This window comes from Streptococcus dentasini (assembly GCF_053206945.1).
Map to the genome: position 1 here is coordinate 94,988 of NZ_JBRUHS010000003.1, position 16,899 is coordinate 111,886.

The 16,899-nt window shown below is 42.2% G+C and carries 18 protein-coding genes; 14 read left to right on the top strand and 4 right to left on the bottom strand.

The window, feature by feature from the left end; translation table 11 throughout:
* Positions 1-4 precede the first annotated feature (4 nt).
* From tsaB to ACVR1G_RS03480, 7 genes are all read left to right on the top strand, one after another.
* The gene (tsaB, locus tag ACVR1G_RS03450) at positions 5-691 is read left to right on the top strand and encodes a tRNA (adenosine(37)-N6)-threonylcarbamoyltransferase complex dimerization subunit type 1 TsaB (RefSeq protein WP_447451968.1); all 687 of its coding nucleotides are present in this window, start codon (positions 5-7) and stop codon (positions 689-691) included.
* Entirely contained in the window at positions 692-1,108 is a 417-nt protein-coding gene (gene rimI / locus ACVR1G_RS03455; protein WP_447451806.1) for a ribosomal protein S18-alanine N-acetyltransferase, read from the top strand.
* Positions 1,109-1,189: 81 nt separating this feature from the next.
* Positions 1,190-2,203: a tRNA (adenosine(37)-N6)-threonylcarbamoyltransferase complex transferase subunit TsaD gene (gene tsaD / locus ACVR1G_RS03460; protein WP_447451807.1), complete on the top strand. Its 1,014-nt coding sequence runs from the start codon at positions 1,190-1,192 to the stop codon at positions 2,201-2,203.
* An 80-nt stretch (positions 2,204-2,283) separates the two neighbouring features.
* The gene (locus tag ACVR1G_RS03465; protein ID WP_447451808.1) at positions 2,284-2,982 is read left to right on the top strand and encodes an AzlC family ABC transporter permease; all 699 of its coding nucleotides are present in this window, start codon (positions 2,284-2,286) and stop codon (positions 2,980-2,982) included.
* Positions 2,969-3,295: a branched-chain amino acid transport AzlD family protein gene (locus ACVR1G_RS03470; protein WP_447451809.1), complete on the top strand. Its 327-nt coding sequence runs from the start codon at positions 2,969-2,971 to the stop codon at positions 3,293-3,295. The genes ACVR1G_RS03465 and ACVR1G_RS03470 overlap by 14 nt, the downstream gene beginning before the upstream one ends.
* 56 nt (positions 3,296-3,351) lie before the next feature.
* The gene (gene nth / locus ACVR1G_RS03475) at positions 3,352-3,981 is read left to right on the top strand and encodes an endonuclease III (RefSeq protein ID WP_447451810.1); all 630 of its coding nucleotides are present in this window, start codon (positions 3,352-3,354) and stop codon (positions 3,979-3,981) included.
* A gap of 12 nt (positions 3,982-3,993) precedes the next feature.
* Positions 3,994-5,019, top strand: coding sequence for a threonine aldolase family protein (locus ACVR1G_RS03480; RefSeq protein WP_447451811.1), 1,026 nt, complete (start codon positions 3,994-3,996; stop codon positions 5,017-5,019).
* A 213-nt stretch (positions 5,020-5,232) separates the two neighbouring features.
* Here ACVR1G_RS03480 and aao read toward each other — a convergent pair whose 3' ends face one another.
* A complete protein-coding gene (aao, locus tag ACVR1G_RS03485; protein ID WP_447451812.1) occupies positions 5,233-6,405 on the bottom strand; it encodes an aminoacetone oxidase in 1,173 nt (390 codons plus the stop codon).
* A gap of 376 nt (positions 6,406-6,781) precedes the next feature.
* On the opposite strand from aao, the gene ACVR1G_RS03490 reads away from it, so the two are divergent.
* The 5 genes from ACVR1G_RS03490 to ACVR1G_RS03510 all read left to right on the top strand — a co-directional run bounded on the left by ACVR1G_RS03490 (position 6,782) and on the right by ACVR1G_RS03510 (position 10,517).
* Positions 6,782-7,300 carry a DUF536 domain-containing protein gene (locus ACVR1G_RS03490; RefSeq protein WP_447451813.1) on the top strand — a complete coding sequence of 173 codons (519 nt, stop codon included), beginning with the start codon at positions 6,782-6,784 and terminating at the stop codon, positions 7,298-7,300.
* Positions 7,301-7,356: 56 nt separating this feature from the next.
* Positions 7,357-7,944, top strand: a complete 588-nt coding sequence (locus ACVR1G_RS03495; protein WP_447451814.1) for a 3'-5' exonuclease — start codon at positions 7,357-7,359, stop codon at positions 7,942-7,944.
* 119 nt (positions 7,945-8,063) lie between these two features.
* The gene (locus ACVR1G_RS03500; protein ID WP_447451815.1) at positions 8,064-8,792 is read left to right on the top strand and encodes a MerR family transcriptional regulator; all 729 of its coding nucleotides are present in this window, start codon (positions 8,064-8,066) and stop codon (positions 8,790-8,792) included.
* Positions 8,792-9,718 carry an ABC transporter ATP-binding protein gene (locus ACVR1G_RS03505; protein ID WP_447451816.1) on the top strand — a complete coding sequence of 309 codons (927 nt, stop codon included), beginning with the start codon at positions 8,792-8,794 and terminating at the stop codon, positions 9,716-9,718. The genes ACVR1G_RS03500 and ACVR1G_RS03505 overlap by 1 nt, the downstream gene beginning before the upstream one ends.
* Positions 9,711-10,517, top strand: coding sequence for an ABC transporter permease subunit (locus tag ACVR1G_RS03510; RefSeq protein ID WP_447451817.1), 807 nt, complete (start codon positions 9,711-9,713; stop codon positions 10,515-10,517). The genes ACVR1G_RS03505 and ACVR1G_RS03510 overlap by 8 nt, the downstream gene beginning before the upstream one ends.
* 53 nt (positions 10,518-10,570) lie before the next feature.
* On the opposite strand, the gene ACVR1G_RS03515 is transcribed toward ACVR1G_RS03510, so the two are convergent.
* Positions 10,571-10,870 (bottom strand): YbaB/EbfC family nucleoid-associated protein, encoded by a 300-nt coding sequence (locus tag ACVR1G_RS03515; protein WP_447451818.1) that lies wholly within the window; start codon positions 10,868-10,870, stop codon positions 10,571-10,573.
* A gap of 199 nt (positions 10,871-11,069) precedes the next feature.
* On the opposite strand from ACVR1G_RS03515, the gene pepC reads away from it, so the two are divergent.
* Both pepC and ACVR1G_RS03525 read left to right on the top strand, forming a co-directional pair.
* Positions 11,070-12,407 (top strand): aminopeptidase C, encoded by a 1,338-nt coding sequence (gene pepC, locus ACVR1G_RS03520; protein WP_447451819.1) that lies wholly within the window; start codon positions 11,070-11,072, stop codon positions 12,405-12,407.
* 340 nt (positions 12,408-12,747) lie between these two features.
* Positions 12,748-13,515 carry an epoxyqueuosine reductase QueH gene (locus ACVR1G_RS03525; protein WP_447451820.1) on the top strand — a complete coding sequence of 256 codons (768 nt, stop codon included), beginning with the start codon at positions 12,748-12,750 and terminating at the stop codon, positions 13,513-13,515.
* A gap of 463 nt (positions 13,516-13,978) precedes the next feature.
* Here ACVR1G_RS03525 and pbp1a read toward each other — a convergent pair whose 3' ends face one another.
* Both pbp1a and recU read right to left on the bottom strand, forming a co-directional pair.
* Entirely contained in the window at positions 13,979-16,243 is a 2,265-nt protein-coding gene (gene pbp1a, locus ACVR1G_RS03530) for a penicillin-binding protein PBP1A (RefSeq protein ID WP_447451821.1), read from the bottom strand.
* Complete coding sequence (gene recU, locus ACVR1G_RS03535; protein ID WP_447451822.1) at positions 16,240-16,845, bottom strand: Holliday junction resolvase RecU; 606 nt, start codon at positions 16,843-16,845, stop codon at positions 16,240-16,242. The genes pbp1a and recU overlap by 4 nt, the downstream gene beginning before the upstream one ends.
* Between the last annotated feature and the right edge of the window lie 54 nt (positions 16,846-16,899).

The window sequence follows — 16,899 nt, forward strand, 5'->3', positions numbered from 1 at the left end:
AATGATGAAATTATTAGCTTTTGATACCTCCAATCAGGCTTTGTCAGTAGCTCTGATGGAAGATGATCAGTTGGTGGCTGACCTATCCTTGACGGTTAAAAAGAATCATAGTATCAGCCTGATGCCGACAATTGATTTTTTAATGGCCCAAGCTGGCTGGAAACCTAGTGATTTAGATCGGATTGCGGTTGCTCAGGGACCAGGCTCTTATACGGGGTTGCGAGTGGCTGTTGCAACGGCTAAGACCTTAGCTTACACATTGAATATCGATCTGGTTGGTGTTTCTAGCTTGCTAGCCTTAACAGATCTTGATGAGGAGGGCTTGGTTGTTCCATTAATAGATGCTAGACGCAATAACGTTTATGCCGGTTTTTATCTGGAGGGACACTCAGTCACTAAAGAACGCCATAGCAGTTTGTCTGATGTTTTGGCGTTTGTTAAAGAGTATCCTAATGTCACTTTTGTGGGGGAAGTGGAAGCTTTTCAATCACAAATTAAAGATACCATACCTTGGGCTAAGCTTGTGCCTAGTTTACCTTCGGCTCGGCTCATTGCTCGGGTAGGAAGAGCTTTACCGGCAGCGGATGTCGATGCTTTTATCCCCGATTATTTGAAGCGAGTAGAAGCAGAAGAAACCTGGCTTAAGACCCATCAGGATACGGATCCTGGTGATTATGTTAAACGTGTGTAGATGAAGCAGGAAGAATTAGCTCAGGCTGTTTTTGATATTCTAAGTGATGTTTATGAACAATCACCATGGACCTTACAGCAAGTGTTGACAGACCTGAAGCAGGATAATACGGATTATTTTTATGTCTACGAAGATCAGGCTATTATAGGCTTTATGTCTATTCAAAATCTGGTCGGCGAGTTAGAATTAACTAATATTGCTGTAAAATCAAACTATCAAGGTCAAGGATTAGCCAGCCGTCTGCTAGAAGAAATCATTCATAGACCGGAGACAATTTTTTTGGAGGTACGCGCGTCTAATAGGCCGGCTCAGGAACTCTACCAAAAATTTGGCTTTAAAGAGGTGGCTCGACGCAGAGATTATTATCATCATCCTGTGGAAGATGCTTTGATTATGCAACGTCTGTCAGAAGATTAAGACCTAAGTATTAAAAATAGGGCTTGTTGAATACGTCGAAGTGATTTTAACGAACAATAGGCAGTCTGGAGTTTTATAAATATGACAAGGAATAGATATATTTTAGCCATTGAGTCTTCCTGCGATGAGACCAGTGTGGCCGTTTTGAAAAATGATGATGAGCTCCTCAGCAATATCATTGCGAGTCAGGTGGAAAGCCATAAACGTTTTGGGGGTGTAGTGCCTGAGGTGGCCAGTCGCCATCATGTCGAAGTGATTACCCTTTGTATCAAGGATGCGTTAGCCGAAGCTGGTCTTAAGGCTGAAGACTTAGCTGCGGTGGCTGTGACCTATGGCCCAGGTTTGGTTGGGGCCCTTTTAGTAGGAATGGCTGCAGCTAAAGCTTTTGCCTGGGCAAACAGCCTTCCTTTAATTCCAGTTAATCATATGGCAGGACATCTCATGGCGGCGCGTGAGTCAGGCCCCCTATCCTACCCACTTATGGCGCTTTTGGTGTCTGGTGGACATACAGAGCTAGTTTATGTCAAAGAACCTGGTGACTACAAGATCATAGGGGAAACCAGAGATGATGCTGTTGGTGAAGCTTACGACAAGGTAGGGCGTGTCATGGGCTTGACGTATCCAGCTGGTCGAGAGATTGATGACTTAGCCCACAAGGGACAGGATATCTATGACTTTCCACGGGCCATGATCAGGGAGGATAATTTGGAATTTTCATTTTCTGGACTGAAGTCAGCCTTTATCAATCTCCATCACAATGCCCGACAAAAGGGAGAAGATCTGGTGTTAGAGGATTTAGCAGCGTCCTTTCAGGCGGCAGTTTTAGATATTCTTATGGTAAAGACTAAGAAGGCTTTGGTGCAGTACCCTGTTGAAACCCTAGTTGTTGCAGGCGGTGTTGCTGCTAATCAGGGGCTGCGCGAGCGGATAGCTCAGGAAATCAAGGATGTTAAGGTGAATATCCCTCCTTTGCGCCTTTGCGGTGATAATGCTGGAATGATTGCCTTAGCGGCCGCAGTTGAGTTTGAAAAGGGGCATAGGGGCGAGTTGTCTCTCAATGCTAAACCAAGTCTTGCCTTTGAAACGATGGATTGAGTAGATGTCAAAGCGCTTGTTTTGGCATTTTTGATTTGTTATAATGATAAGAAATTTCAAAAAATTGAAAGAAGCAAAATATGCGAGAAAAAGGATTTAAGGAAGGTGTCAAAGCTGCTTTACCAACAGCATTTGGTTATGTCTCGATCGGGATTGCGTTTGGTGTGGTCGCTGCTTCGGCTGGTTTGTCAATTCTAGAGGTAGGATTGATGAGTTTGTTGGTTTATGGTGGTTCGGCTCAATTCGCTATGGTAGCTATGCTAGCTGCTCAGGCTGATTTATTGACGATTACGGTGACGGTCTTTTTGATCAACTTGCGCAACATGCTAATGAGCTTACACGCAACCACTATATTCACTCGGACACCTTTCATTCAAAATCTTTTGATAGCTAGTTTAATTACTGATGAAAGCTATGGCGTCCTTTTGGGGGAAGTCGTTCACAATAAAAATATCACAGCGAATTGGATGCACGGAAATAACCTTCTTAGTTACTTAGCTTGGATTTTGGCAAGTGTAGCAGGTGCCTTAATGGGGAGTTTTATTCCTAATCCCGAGCTGCTGGGGTTAGATTTTGCCTTGATAGCTATGTTTATCGGTCTCTTAGTTTTTCAACTTGAAGCCATGCTACCGTCAGGAGTAAGGAAACTAGCACTTGTTCTTTTAGCTGTTGCTGTTTCCTACTTCCTTTTGGTCTTACTGGTTTCTGAGTCTCTAGCTGTTTTACTAGCAACCTTGGTGGGTTGTAGTGTGGGGGTGATGTTGGATGCAGCTCACTGATGATGTTTTGGCAGCTATTTTGTTGGGGTTTGTAGTAACTTGGCTTCCGCGCATAGCTCCTTTTATTCTAGTTAAGTATCGTGGCCTTCCTGATCTTGTTGTCCGTTTTTTAAGGTACCTACCTGTGACTATTTTATTTGCTTTGACTTTATCAAGTTTGGTCACAGAGAGGACCGGCCGTCTTCCTATACTAAATAGTTTAGAAATTTTGGCTAGCCTACCGACACTTTTTGTTGCTGTTCGGACAAAGAATCTCCTGTATGCGGTTCTTACTGGTATCGTCAGCCTTGCCTTGCTACGGTGGATAGTTTAAGCGCAATGATGATTGATCACTCATGCTATAATAACTAAGGTAGAAAGAGTAGTGATATGGTTTTATCTAAAAAGCGGGCGCGCAAGGTTATTGAGGAAATTATTGCCTTGTATCCTGATGCTAAGCCCAGTTTGAATTTTAAGAATAATTTTGAATTGTTGATAGCTGTTTTGTTGTCAGCTCAAACGACTGATGCAGCGGTTAATAAGGTGACACCAGCCCTTTTTGAAGCTTATCCGACACCACAAGCCATGGCTCAGGCTAGTGAAGCGAACCTATCCCAATATATCTCACGCTTGGGTCTTTATCGTAATAAGGCCAAGTACATGCAAAAGTGTGCCCAGCAATTGGTTGACAACTTTGGTGGTATGGTACCTCAGACTCGTAAGGAGTTGGAGAACCTGGCAGGAGTGGGGCGAAAAACGGCTAATGTGGTCATGAGTGTGGGGTTTGGTATTCCAGCATTTGCGGTAGATACCCATGTTGAGCGCATTTGTAAACACCATAAGATTGTTAAAAAATCGGCAACACCGCTTGAGGTCGAAAAGCGTGTCATGGAAGTGCTCCCGCGAGAAGAATGGCTGCCAGCCCATCAAGCGATGATTCTCTTTGGTCGTGAAATTTGCCATCCCCAAAATCCAGAGTGTGGCCAGTATCCACAGCTCTATGATTTTTCAGATATTTAGGAAGGAGGATCTATGCTTCATTTTGAAAACGACTATAATGAAGGAGCACACCCTAAGTTGCTGGAAACTTTATTAGAAACTAATGAGGAGAATTTGGCCGGTTATGGTCTGGATAGTTACACAGAATTGGCAACTCAGAAAATCAGAGAGGCTAGTGGCTGTCCAGAAGCGCAAGTGACTTTTTTAACCGGTGGTACACAGACTAATCAGATCGTTATCGATACAGTCCTTGCTCCCTATGAGGGTGTCCTTGCCGCCCGAACAGGTCATATTGCGACCCATGAGGCTGGTGCTATTGAATTCACAGGGCATAAAGTTTTGGAGTTACCGCAGGAGCATGGGAAAATTAGGGCTAGTGATGTCAAGTATTTTCTAGAAAATTTCTATGCTGATGGCAATCACGAGCACATGGTATTTCCGGGTATGGTCTATATTTCTCAGCCGACTGAATACGGTGCTCTTTATACTTATAAAGAATTGCAGAAGCTGAGCCAAGTTTGCCAAGTACATGAGTTGCCATTGTTTATTGACGGTGCTCGTTTGGGCTACGGTCTGGCAGCTAAGGAAAATGATGTGGACTTACCTGCTTTAGCAGAGTTAGCTGATGTCTTTTATATCGGTGGAACTAAATTGGGGGCTTTGCTGGGTGAAGCAGTAGTCTTTACCAGCAATAATCAGCCTAAGCACTTTGCAACCCAAGTCAAACAACACGGTGCGCTTCTTGCCAAGGGGCGCGTGATTAGTGTGCAGTTTGATCGATTCTTTACGAATAATCTTTATCTCAAGATTGGTCAAGAAGCCCTTAATTATGCAGAACAGCTTAAAACTATACTGAGAGAAAAAGGTTATCAGTTCTATTATGAATCACCAACTAATCAGCAGTTTGTCATTGTGGAAAATGAGCAGCTTAAGACCCTAGCAGAAAAAGTGGTCTATAGCTTTTGGGAAAAATATGATGATAAGCACACGGTAATTCGCTTGGCAACCAGCTGGTCAACGACGCAAGAAGATATTGACCGATTAAAAGAAATTTTATAGAAAAAATGGGTGACTGACTCAGCCACTCTTTTTAATTTGAAATAGGGGAAAGGCTTGTATCAAAATAGAAGAAAAAGCAGCCGCTAGGGCTGCAAAGGGTTAAATAAGAAGAATTATGAGATAATTATAATCAAAATCACTAAAAGCATACTTAAGAAAAACTGTTAGAAAACTTAATATCATACTTGTTTAAGAAGGTAGTCATACTGTCCTCTAATAGTGGGGACTACCAGCAACCCAACCGGTACAGAGGGCAGCGGTGATGTTAAAGCCTCCAGTATGAGCATTGATATCGAGAACTTCTCCAGCAAAGTGTAGTCCTGCTACTTTTTTGCTTTCAAGGGTTTTAGGATTAATCTCTTTGAGGTTTACCCCGCCTTTGGTGACAAAGGATTTGGTTAGGGACATTTTACCCGTTATTTTGATGGGCATATCCTTGATAGATGCTAGTAAGGATTCTAGTTTTTTAGGGTCGAGCTGTTTAACTTTGTCTGGCTGATCCTGTGCTAGAAATTCTGCTAGTCGCTCAGGGAGTAGTAGTTTAAGAGCATTTTTAATGGTTTTTTCACGATTTTTCTCAAGAAAGGCGCTCAGCTGCTCTTGATTCATAGCTGGCAAAAGATCCAAGTGGGCGGTTTCGCCACCCGAGACAAAGCTCGAGAGTCTCAAGGCGGCTGGGCCAGATAAACCAAAGTGAGTGAAGAGTAAATCATGGGTGATACTGTGCTTGTCATAGGTGAGATTGACATCGTCCAGAGAAATCCCCTGCAGTAGTTTGTGAGGAAAATCAGTTAATAGCGGACTTTCAGCTGCTTCTAAGGGCGTAACCTCCAGCTTAAAGTGTCTGGCAATGTCGTGACCAAACCCAGTCGATCCTGTTGACGGATAGGATTTACCTCCCGTTGTGACGATGAGTTTATCACAAGTAAGGGACTGATCGGCTGATTTAAGTACAAAGCGATCATGATCCTTTATGACAGATACGACCTCAGTTTCAGTCAAAATGCGGCCGCCTAACTCCTTTATTTTATCCTCCAAGGCTTGGATGATGGTGCGTGACTTATTGGTCGTAGGGAACATCCGACCGTGGTCCTCCTCCTTGAGGGCAACCCCATTATCTTTGAAAAAGTTAATAATATCGTGATTATCAAACTGAGCAAAGACACTGTAGAGGAAGCGGCCATTGCCTGGGATGCCAGCCATGAGATCATCTAGGTTTCCACTATTAGTAACGTTGCAGCGGCCGCCACCAGTTCCTGCTAATTTTTTACCTAAACGCTTATTCTTTTCAATCAGGAGGGTGGAGAAGCCGTAGTAACTGCTGGCAATGGCTGCCATCATACCGGCTGGCCCCCCTCCGATAATAATTGTGTGATAATGTGTCATAGCTTTATTATAGCATGGGATTGTTGCTGGAACCAGTTTTGATGATTACTGTCAATGTTAATAGTTGGATGAGTTGTTATCTAAATTTTAGTAAAATTGCTGAAAAGGAGCAACTAGTTCAAATCTATCAACTACCCATCTTATCCTATCTTACAGAGGTAAGCATAGTTAAGTAGATAGAAATAAAAATACTAGAGACTAACTTTTCAGAAAACAACCTTTTATTTTGTCCATTAATTTTCACGCTGAAAAACGCACAATGACATCTTATGATGTTTATTTTCTTTGCGTACTTGTGGGGGATTCCCTGTAGATTGACAGCAAAGGCCTATTATGATACTATTTTATAAGAATTTTCGGATAAAAAGAGGACTTTATGGCTATTGAAAAGACTGTCAGCGAATTAGCTGAAATTCTTGGTGTCAGTCGCCAAGCAGTAAATAATCGTGTCAAGACTCTGCCTGAGGAGTTTGTCGATAAAAATGAGAAGGGCGTTACAGTTGTCAATCGCGACGGTTTAATTAAGCTCGAGGAAATCTATAAGAAGACGATTTTTGAAGATGAACCTGTTAGTGAAGAAACTAAGCAGCGCGAGTTGATGGAAATCTTGGTTGATGAGAAGAATGCTGAAATTGAGCGTCTCTATAATCAGCTTAAAGCCAAAGATGTTCAGCTGTCTTCTATGAATGAACAGCTCAGTATCAAGGATGTCCAGATTGCCCAGAAAGATAAGCAGCTGGATCAGCAGCAACAGCTGACTTTGACGGCTATGCAGGACAGTGAAAATCTTAAATTGGAATTGGATGAAGCTCGTACACAAGTTGAAGAGATTCAAATTCAGCAAGCTCGTGCACAAAAGAAAGGCTTTTTTGCTCGGGTGTTTGGTGGCAAGTAATTGAAAATACAGAGGCTGTCTTAGGACAGTTTTTTTATTGAAAAGAAGGATATATCATGAAAAAATTAGACGCTTATATTGCTTTTGATCTAGAATTTAATAGGGTAGAGGATGTCAGTCATATTATTCAAATATCGGCCGTGAGGATCCTAAATCATGAGGAGGTCAGTCATTTTGATCGTTATGTGTATACGGATGTACCTTTGCAAAGTTTTATTAATGGTTTAACAGGGATTACAGCAGATAAGATTGCCTCAGCACCAAAGTTAGAAGTAGTTCTGGCTGAATTTAAATCATTTATCGGTGAGCTCCCCTTGATCGGCTATAATGCTGAAAAATCAGACCTGCCCATTCTGGCTGAGAATGATTTGGATTTGAGTAAGCAGTATGCCCTTGATGTTTTTGATGAGGCTTATGAGCGCCGTTCGACTGATTTAAACGGTATCGTCAACCTTAAATTAACAAGTGTAGCTGACTTTTTAGGAATCAAGGGGCGTGGGCATGATAGCTTAGAGGATGCTCGAATTACGGCGCGTGTTTACGAAGCCTTTTTAGAACTGGACAGTAACAAAGATTACCTTAATCAGCAGGAGGAAGCGCATGGTGACAATCCGTTTGCAGCTTTGGGGGATTTATTTGATTAATAGCAAAAATTGTCAAAAAAGTGATGTTTTGGCTTGCATGTAACGCAGCGTCATTTGCTAGGATGAGAATGAACAAGGGTGAACAATGGTTTTCCTTGTTCTTGGTAGGGAGGTAATAAGTGACTAAGACGTATTCAACTGGTGAGCTAGCCAAGCTCGTTGGTGTGTCAGTACGAACGGTGCAATACTACGACCAGAGGGAGATTTTAACCCCGTCGCAGTTGACTGAGGGTGGCCGACGAATCTATACAGCATCTGATGCTGAGCAGCTTAAACTCATTTGTTTTCTGCGTGATATGGATTTTTCGATTGAAGACATCAAGACGGTTTTATCAGAAGACAGAGAAATGTCGGTTTTGCAACTTCTGCTAAAAGAGCGGATTGCAGACCTAAAAACTGAAATTGCTGATAAGCAGGGCAAACTTGACACAGCTGTCAACTTGCTTGACAGGCTGAAAAAACAGGACGATTCATCCCTTAAAACTCTTTCAGGCCTTTCACTAACCTTGAAAAATCAGAAAGCCTGGCGACGATTGCAGTGGCAATTAGGGGGTGGTCTGGTCATGATGATAGTAGTCATTGCTATCTATGCGAGCTTTATCGATGGGACTAACTATGAATGGACGATTTTACTGATTTTACCAGTCATTCTTCTTATCGTGACAAGGATAATCTATCGGTATCATCAACAGGTAGTTTATCTATGCCCTAACTGCCATCATATTTTCAATGTTGCCCTGAAAACCTTTATGTTTGCTGCCCATACGCCTAGAACACGACGACTAACCTGCCCACATTGCCAGCAAAAATCGTTTTGCTTAGAATTGGCTAAGGAGGTAGAACATTGATGGAAACGATTTTAACCTGCCAGCAGGTTACCAAGCATTTTAAAACCAAGTCAGTCTTAAAAGGCGTTGACTTGGCTATTGCAGCCGGTCGTATTGTGGCTTTATTAGGTCCTAATGGGACAGGGAAGACAACCTTAATACGGACAATCTTAGGGTTATTAAAAGCAGATAGTGGAACGGTTGAACTGTTTGGAGAAACGCTGACAACAAGGAATCGTACTGACTTATTAAAGCATATTGGGGTTCAAAATGATGGCAACCTCTACGAGCAGCTATCGGTCAAAGAAAACCTAAGAATCTGGGGTCAGCTTTATGGTCTTGATGCTTCTGAAATAGAACAGGCTATCATGGAAGTGGTGAAACGCTTAGATTTAGAGACTTATCTGGACGAAGTAGTTGGGAAACTCAGTAAAGGAAATCGCCAGAAAGCCGCCCTAGCCAGAGCCATTTTACATCAGCCAAAGCTTTTGATTTTGGATGAGCCTACTACAGGCTTAGATCCGCAAATGGTAGAATCCTTCCTCAGTTATTTAAAGGAACTCGTTGCCAGTCGTGGAACGACTGTTCTGATGTGTACACACCAGCTACACGGCTTAGAGGAGATAGTAGATGAGGTGGCTATTATGTCAGAAGGAAAGATTTTATTAACTGGGTACTTGCAACCCCTACTAGCTAGTTATGATGATGGGCAGCCCTTATCCTTGGAGGTAGAACCTCTAGCAATAGGGAAGACACTAGCTCAACAATATGGTGAAGCAACTGTTGAAAATGGCTATCTCCTTGTCAAAAACATCACACGTGAGGGGATTCCTCACCTAGTGCGAGATTTGACAAATCAAGGCTGTCAACTCTATAGCCTAGTCCGTGAATCTGTTAGTTTAACCGATCTTTATTTAGAGGTCATAGGAGGTGCAAAAGATGGATAAGAGACAAATTCTAGTAATTGTCCGTAAGGATTTGCAGGATTTTTTCTCAGATAAGAGTATTCTAGGGCTTTTCATTTTTCTCCCTCTACTCTTTAGCCTTATCCTTCCCGGATTATTGTTATCGCTTGGGACCAACGAAGCTCTCCTTAGCTCTATCAATGGCATGAAGAGTTTCATTGATCATCTCCCGATGTCAATTCTTCCCAAGACTATTGATAGTCAATTAGCACCACTTTATGCCATCTTGGTATTTTTTATGCTTCCTCTTTTTATGATGCTACCGATTATTTTTTCCAATTTGATGGCTAGTTTTAGCTTTATCGGAGAAAAGGAACATAAGACCTTGGAAGGCTTGCTCAGCACACCAATTAGCTCTCGTAATCTTATCATTGGGAAAATGCTAGCCTCTATGATTCCAGCTATTTTAGTGACTTGGCTGGCCATGCTCGTTTATGCTGTGGTTGTCGATGTGATGGGCTATCATATCTTTAAGCAGTTGCTTTTTCCTAATATGACTTGGTTAATGAGCGGGCTCTTGGTTTCTCCTTTGCTTGTGATGTTATCGAGTTTTTTGGTCTTAGGGGTCTCCCAGTATATCAAAACCAGCAAGTCAGCTCAGTCAGTTTCTATGTTATTGGTTCTGCCCTTAGTGACTCTAATGATTTCACAAAGTACAGGTGTCCTTCTCATTGATAGTCGACTAACGCTACTTATCGCAGGCGTGTTGGTTCTAACTAATATGTTGACCTTTTATATTGTTAGTAAGATCTTTAACACGGAAACCTATATTACCCAATAAAATCGGTTGATAAGATTAAAAAAGCGCTTGGAAAAATATCCAAGCGATTCTTTTTAAAACGGCAATTTACCAGCAAAAGCTCCCATTGATTTCTTAGTTGCTTCATCAATTTGAGTCAGCGCATCATTGACTGCTTGAGCTGTCATATCAGATAGGGTTTCAAGATCTTCCGGATCAACGACAGCTTCTTGGAAATCAATAGAGACTAATTTTTTATCGCCAGTAAAAGTTGCAACAACTAGATCTTGAGCTGACTTGCCGATAAATTCTTGGGCAGCTAGCTCGCCTTGTTTTTGTTCCATCTGTTTTTGCAGCTTTTGGGCTTGCTTCATCATGTTTTGCATATTCATCATAGGTCTAGATGTCTCCTTAAATATAGTACGTTGTCATTATATCACGTTTATCAATGATTTAAAAATGCTACTGCAGTCATGTTTATTAGTTTTACAGTATTCGCTGTTCTCTATTTTTTTCTGGTTTTATCACAATTTGCAAATTCTCAGACAAGTATTATAATGAAGTGTAGAAGAGTAGATTAGAAGGAAGTACCCTATGTCAAAAATTGATCAAGCTTTTACAGATAAATTATTTGAGAATTATCAAGCCAATGCTAAATATCGCGCACTTGAAAATGCTATCACTCACGCTGGTTTGCTAAAAAGTTTAGAAGATCGTCAGCTTGCTAGCCGCCACGATTTCTCCTTTTCTATTGATCTAACTAAAGATGAGGTGTCTAATCAAAAGCAGTCGGGACGATGCTGGATGTTTGCTGCCCTTAATACCTTTCGTCACAAATTAATCTCTGAGTTTAAACTGGAAAATTTTGAATTATCACAAGCTCACACTTTTTTCTGGGATAAATATGAGAAATCCAATTGGTTTTTAGAGCAGATTATTGCAACGGCCGATCAGGAGTTGGGGAGTCGCAAAGTGAAGTTTCTACTGGATGTTCCTCAGCAAGATGGCGGCCAATGGGATATGGTTGTAGCCCTCTTTGAAAAATATGGGGTTGTTCCAAAATCTGTTTATCCGGAGTCTGTTTCATCTAGCAGCAGTCGGGAGTTAAACCAGTATTTAAATAAACTTCTACGGCAGGACGCTCAAATTTTGCGAGAGTTAGTGATTTCTGGTGCCGGTGATAAGACTGTTCAGGACAAGAAGGCAGAGTTGCTGCAAGAAGTTTTTAATTTCTTGGCGGTTAATCTAGGCCTGCCTCCTCGTCACTTTGATTTTGCTTATCGCGATGAGGATAATCACTATCACAAGGATAGTCAAATTAGTCCTCAGGCCTTCTATGAAAAGTATGTAGGTTTGAAATTGGAGGACTATGTGTCTATTATCAATGCTCCAACGACAGACAAACCCTATGGTAAATCCTATACTGTTGAATTGCTTGGTAATGTTGTTGGCAGTCGCCCCGTGCGTTATCTTAATCTCGATATGAAACGATTTAAAGAATTAGCGGTTGCTCAGATGCAGGCGGGAGAAACTGTTTGGTTTGGGTCAGATGTTGGTCAGTCTAGTAATCGTCAGTCGGGCATTATGGCAGCTAAGCTTTATGATTTTGAGACTGCGTTAGATATCGCTCTGACGCAGGATAAGGCTAGTCGCTTGGATTATAGTGAAAGCCTCATGACTCACGCGATGGTATTGACTGGTGTTGACTTAGATGAACAAGGTCAACCAATTAGATGGAAAGTTGAGAATTCTTGGGGGGACAAAGTCGGTAAAGATGGTTATTTTGTAGCCTCTGATGACTGGATGGATGAATATACCTACCAAATTGTTGTTCGTAAGGACTTTTTAACCCAGGAAGAACTGGCAGCCTATGAGGTAGACCCCATTATCTTGGCACCTTGGGATCCGATGGGAGCTTTGGCATCTAAATAGTCAGACTTTCCAAGAAGCTTAAGACAGGCCGCTGATAGTAGCTTTACATAAAGAATTATTATTGTTGACACCATCTTAGTAATTCTTAATTTGTTATACCGCAGATTTTTATCAGTCTGTTGAGCTTGCCAGCCATTGCAGTAAATAAGAGGGCACTTCACCAATACCGTTGTGTTTTTTGGAATTTCCTATGCTATACTTAAGGGGAGATTAGGAGATGAACACGCCCATACTCCAGCGGAATTCGGCAAATGCTCTCATTCTTAGTGAATCGTTTTCATTTCCTAAATTCTTTTGGAGGACTTAAAGACTTTGTATCTTGACTACGAGGAGGACGACCATGATTGATGTAGAAGATATCTTATCTCGAATGAACCCTAATCAGAAGGTAAATTATGATCGTGTGATGCAGCAAATGGTTAAAAAATGGCAATCGGAACAAACACGTCCACGTGTTTTGATGCATGTTTGCTGTGCTCCCTGCAGTACTTACACTCTTGAGTACATAACCCAGTACTGCGATGTAACTATTTATTTTGCCAATTCTAATATTCACCCCAAGGCTGAATATGAACGCCGCAGCTATGTAACACAGAAGTTTGTTCATGACTTTAATGAAAATACTGGGGCTCAGGTGGAATTTTTAGCAGCGCCGTATGAGCCGAGTGAATTTTTCAGGACTGTTCATGGTTTGGAAGATGAGCCGGAAGGTGGTGATCGCTGCCGTGTTTGCTATGATTATCGCCTTGATAAGACAGCGCAAAAAGCTGTGGAATTGGATTTTGACTACTTTGGCAGTGCCTTAACCATCAGTCCGCATAAAAACTCGCAAACCATCAATGCTGTTGGCCTCGAGGTCCAAAAAATTTATGATGCTCAGTATTTACCAAGCGATTTTAAGAAGAATAGCGGTTACCAACGTTCTGTTGAAATGTGTGAGGAATATGACATCTATAGACAGTGTTATTGCGGCTGTGTTTTTGGAGCACAGGCTCAGGGTATTGATCTTACTCAGGTGCGTAAGGAAGCTAAGGCTTTTATGCAAGGTAAGGATTTAGAACACGATTACCCCCATATTCGTTTTGTCTATAATGGAAAAGAAGCCTAAAGAGGGGCAATAGCGATTGCTAGAAAGTTCATATTGAAGCCAGTTAAAAAGTTGCTCAGGGATTGACATGAACTAACCTTCATAGACTTGGATACCCTCCAACAGTTTCCCGAACTGTTGGAGGGTATCACTTGCGTGGTCGTTAAACAGTCTAGTGGACTGTTTAAGGAGGCGTCTAAAAATAGGACTGCACCCCAAGATAAGGATCGCCAATCAGCAGTGGTTTATTGGTGCTAAAGCACCTGATGAACTGTGCAGGAGTAAGACTTCTTGGCATAGCCAACAAGTCTTACTCCCAACCACTGCGCCTCGATCTGGTAAATCTAGAATAATGCTATCGGGTCTGGCCTTTTGTCCCAGGCTCTTTTTGATGCAGTGACCACCTTTTATATTATAGCCGAGTGCCACACTACAGAAAAAGAACTTCGGATCAAAAATTCCGAAGTTCTTTTGACTTGTTGAATTATTCACTATCATCTTCATCGGGCTCGTCATCTTGATCATCCTGTCCATTAGCAGAGGAGGCACCAGGTTGGCTATTGCCGCTGCCATTAGAATCTTGAATTTGGCTATCCGAACTGCTTGATGCACCGTAAGCAGATGATGATGAACTACTGCTGTAACTATAATTTGCACTATAACCGCTCTTAGCTAGATAAGAGCCCTTGCGATATACGCCGTCAGGCATCGTCCAATCTGTAGAACCACTACCATTAGATTGAAGAAGGTAACTACTCATAGCCTGATAAACCTCAGCTGCGACATCAAGTCCTGTACCATAAACAGGTGTTAGACGGCTCTTATATCCTGTCCAAACAGCCATTGAGTACATTGGCGTAATACCGACGAAGGACTCATCTGGAGCCATGGTGCCGACTGAACTATTGTAGAGACCCGTATTGGCTTCTACTTGGGTCAGCTCATCATCAGCATAGTTAGATGTCCCAGTCTTACCAGCGTTGAAGGCACCTGAAACAGCAGCTTTAGTACCTGTCCCAGAAGCTAAGACGGATTTCAGCATATCTACCATCATATAAGCAGTTTCTGGCGACATAGCCTGCTTACCAGAAGATGAGAATGTTTGATCAGTACCGTTACTAAATTCTACTTTATTAATATAAAGAGGCTCATAATAGGTACCACCGTTGGCAAAGGCTGCATAAGCTGCGGCCATTTTTTCAGAGCTAGCACCATATTTTTTATCAGAACTGCTGGTATTGCTTGAGATAGCATTGGAGTACTGCAGTTCTGGGTAATTGATGCCCAGGCCACTGAGGAAGCTTTGAGCCTTTTCTAGCCCAACGGCTGCTAAGGATTTAACAGCTGGGACATTACGTGACTGCTGGATAGCAGTCTGGATTGACATACCGCCCATATACTTTCTGTCCCAGTTATAAACAGGAGTTGAAGTACCAGGGAAGCTGTAAGGAGCATCAGTTACTGGATCTCCTGTTGAGTTGTAGACTCCGTTTTCGAGAGCAGGGGCATAATCGGTAATAGGTTTCATGGTTGAACCCCAGTCACGGTCAGTCAGAGTGGCTTGGTTGGTCCCCATAGAAACTCCGTCATCCTGATGGCGGACTCCAATTTGGGCAATAACATTACCATTAGTGACATCAATAACAGTTGTTGCTACCTGCATTTGATCATCAGGGTAGGGTACGTAGTCATCAGAATTAACAATATTGAACAATTGTTGTTGAGCTGCTGAGTCAACATTGGTGTAGACTTTCAGGCCTGCACTGTAAACATCAGCTCCAGTCTTTTCAGAAACTTGAGCGACAACCTCTTTGATGTAGTTATCAAGGTAGGCATCGTAGCTAGATTTCTCAGTTTGCGGAATTAACCCATCAGCTACGTCGGTTGCTACAGCGTCGTCGTAAGTTTTCTTATCAATGCTGCCAACTTCGTACATTTCTGAAAGGACGGTATCGCGCCGTTTTTTAGCTTGCTCAGGGTTGGTATAAGGATCGTAAAGGGTTGGGGCATTTGGAAGTCCAGCTAAGAGAGCCAGCTGGGGGATAGACAAATCCGTCAAGGTTTTGCCGTAATACCCTTGGGCTGCTGTCTGCATGCCGTAATAACCATTGCCCATATAGACCTTATTGACATAGAAGGTCATGATTTCTTCTTTACTGTATTTTTTCTCTAATTGAATGGCCAGCCAGGCCTCTTGCGCTTTACGCTTTAAAGTTTTATCGGAGTTATTGGTTGAAAAATAGGCTAACTTGATCAGCTGCTGATCAAGAGTAGATCCCCCTTGCGTGCTAGAACGCGTCAGGTTGTGCCAAGCAGCCCCAATAATCCGGTAGACATCAACTCCACGGTGTTTGTAGAAGCGGTGGTCTTCGATGGCCGTAACAGCATTAACCAAGTTGACTGGGATAGAATCTGTCTTGGCACTGATACGCTTTTCTGCACCCAAGTCAGCGATTTCAGTACCATTCTTATCATAAAGAATACTCGAATTTGTAGCCACCAGCTGCTTCTCATTAAGACTAGGCGAGCTGCTGACATAATAAGCAAATAAAAGGCCGCCAGCAATCAAACCGACAATCATGAGGGAGGCCAAAACAGCCAAGAAATATTTGAAGAATTTCCAAGCCCTCTGCTTGGGAGTTAACTTTTGTCCGTGCTCGCCGGTACTTTGTCGAAATGATTTGAAGCGGTCGGATAGTTTGTTACCCATGCCCTTCCAATCAGGAGATTTGAAATTAAAATTTTTCATAAGTTTTTACTTCCGTTCAGAAAATGATAGTCAATAACATCTAAATAAGGAACTTGCGGATAGGCACTCTCTTCAATTCTAATGCCGTTTTTTTTGATATAATGAAGAGGCATAGATTTGCCCCCTTTATCAATCTGATAGAAATCAATCAGCGCTCTTGCGGGTAAGAGGTAGGTCTCTTTTAAGCTGGAAAAATGTAAGAGAACAAAGCAGATACCGCTTTGGCCGAGGACCTGCTCCATGTGTTCAACCTGATGCGCATGGAAATTTTTCATGGGCATTGCTGTCTTCTGGCGGGTTTCCTTAGCTTCAAAATCGATATAATGTCCTTTGTAAACACCAGAGTAATCTGTTGTAGAAGCTTGCCTAAAATAGGCCTCTACAATCTTGGCGCGGCTACGTTTAGGATAGTCTACCTTGACAATTTGGACTGGTGTTGGTTTTTTGTGAATGACAGCCATATGATGTGACAAATAATATTCGTTTGTTTTGTTGATAGCTGCTTCGAAAGACATCCCCCGATTGGCAAAGTCGATTTTTTTCTGCGACTGTCCTATCTTTGGAGAGGGTCTTCGAATAAGGTTATGTGGGTACTTAACCATATTTCTCCTAACTTAAATGGACTTATTTCCATAAGCCATCCCATTATACCATAA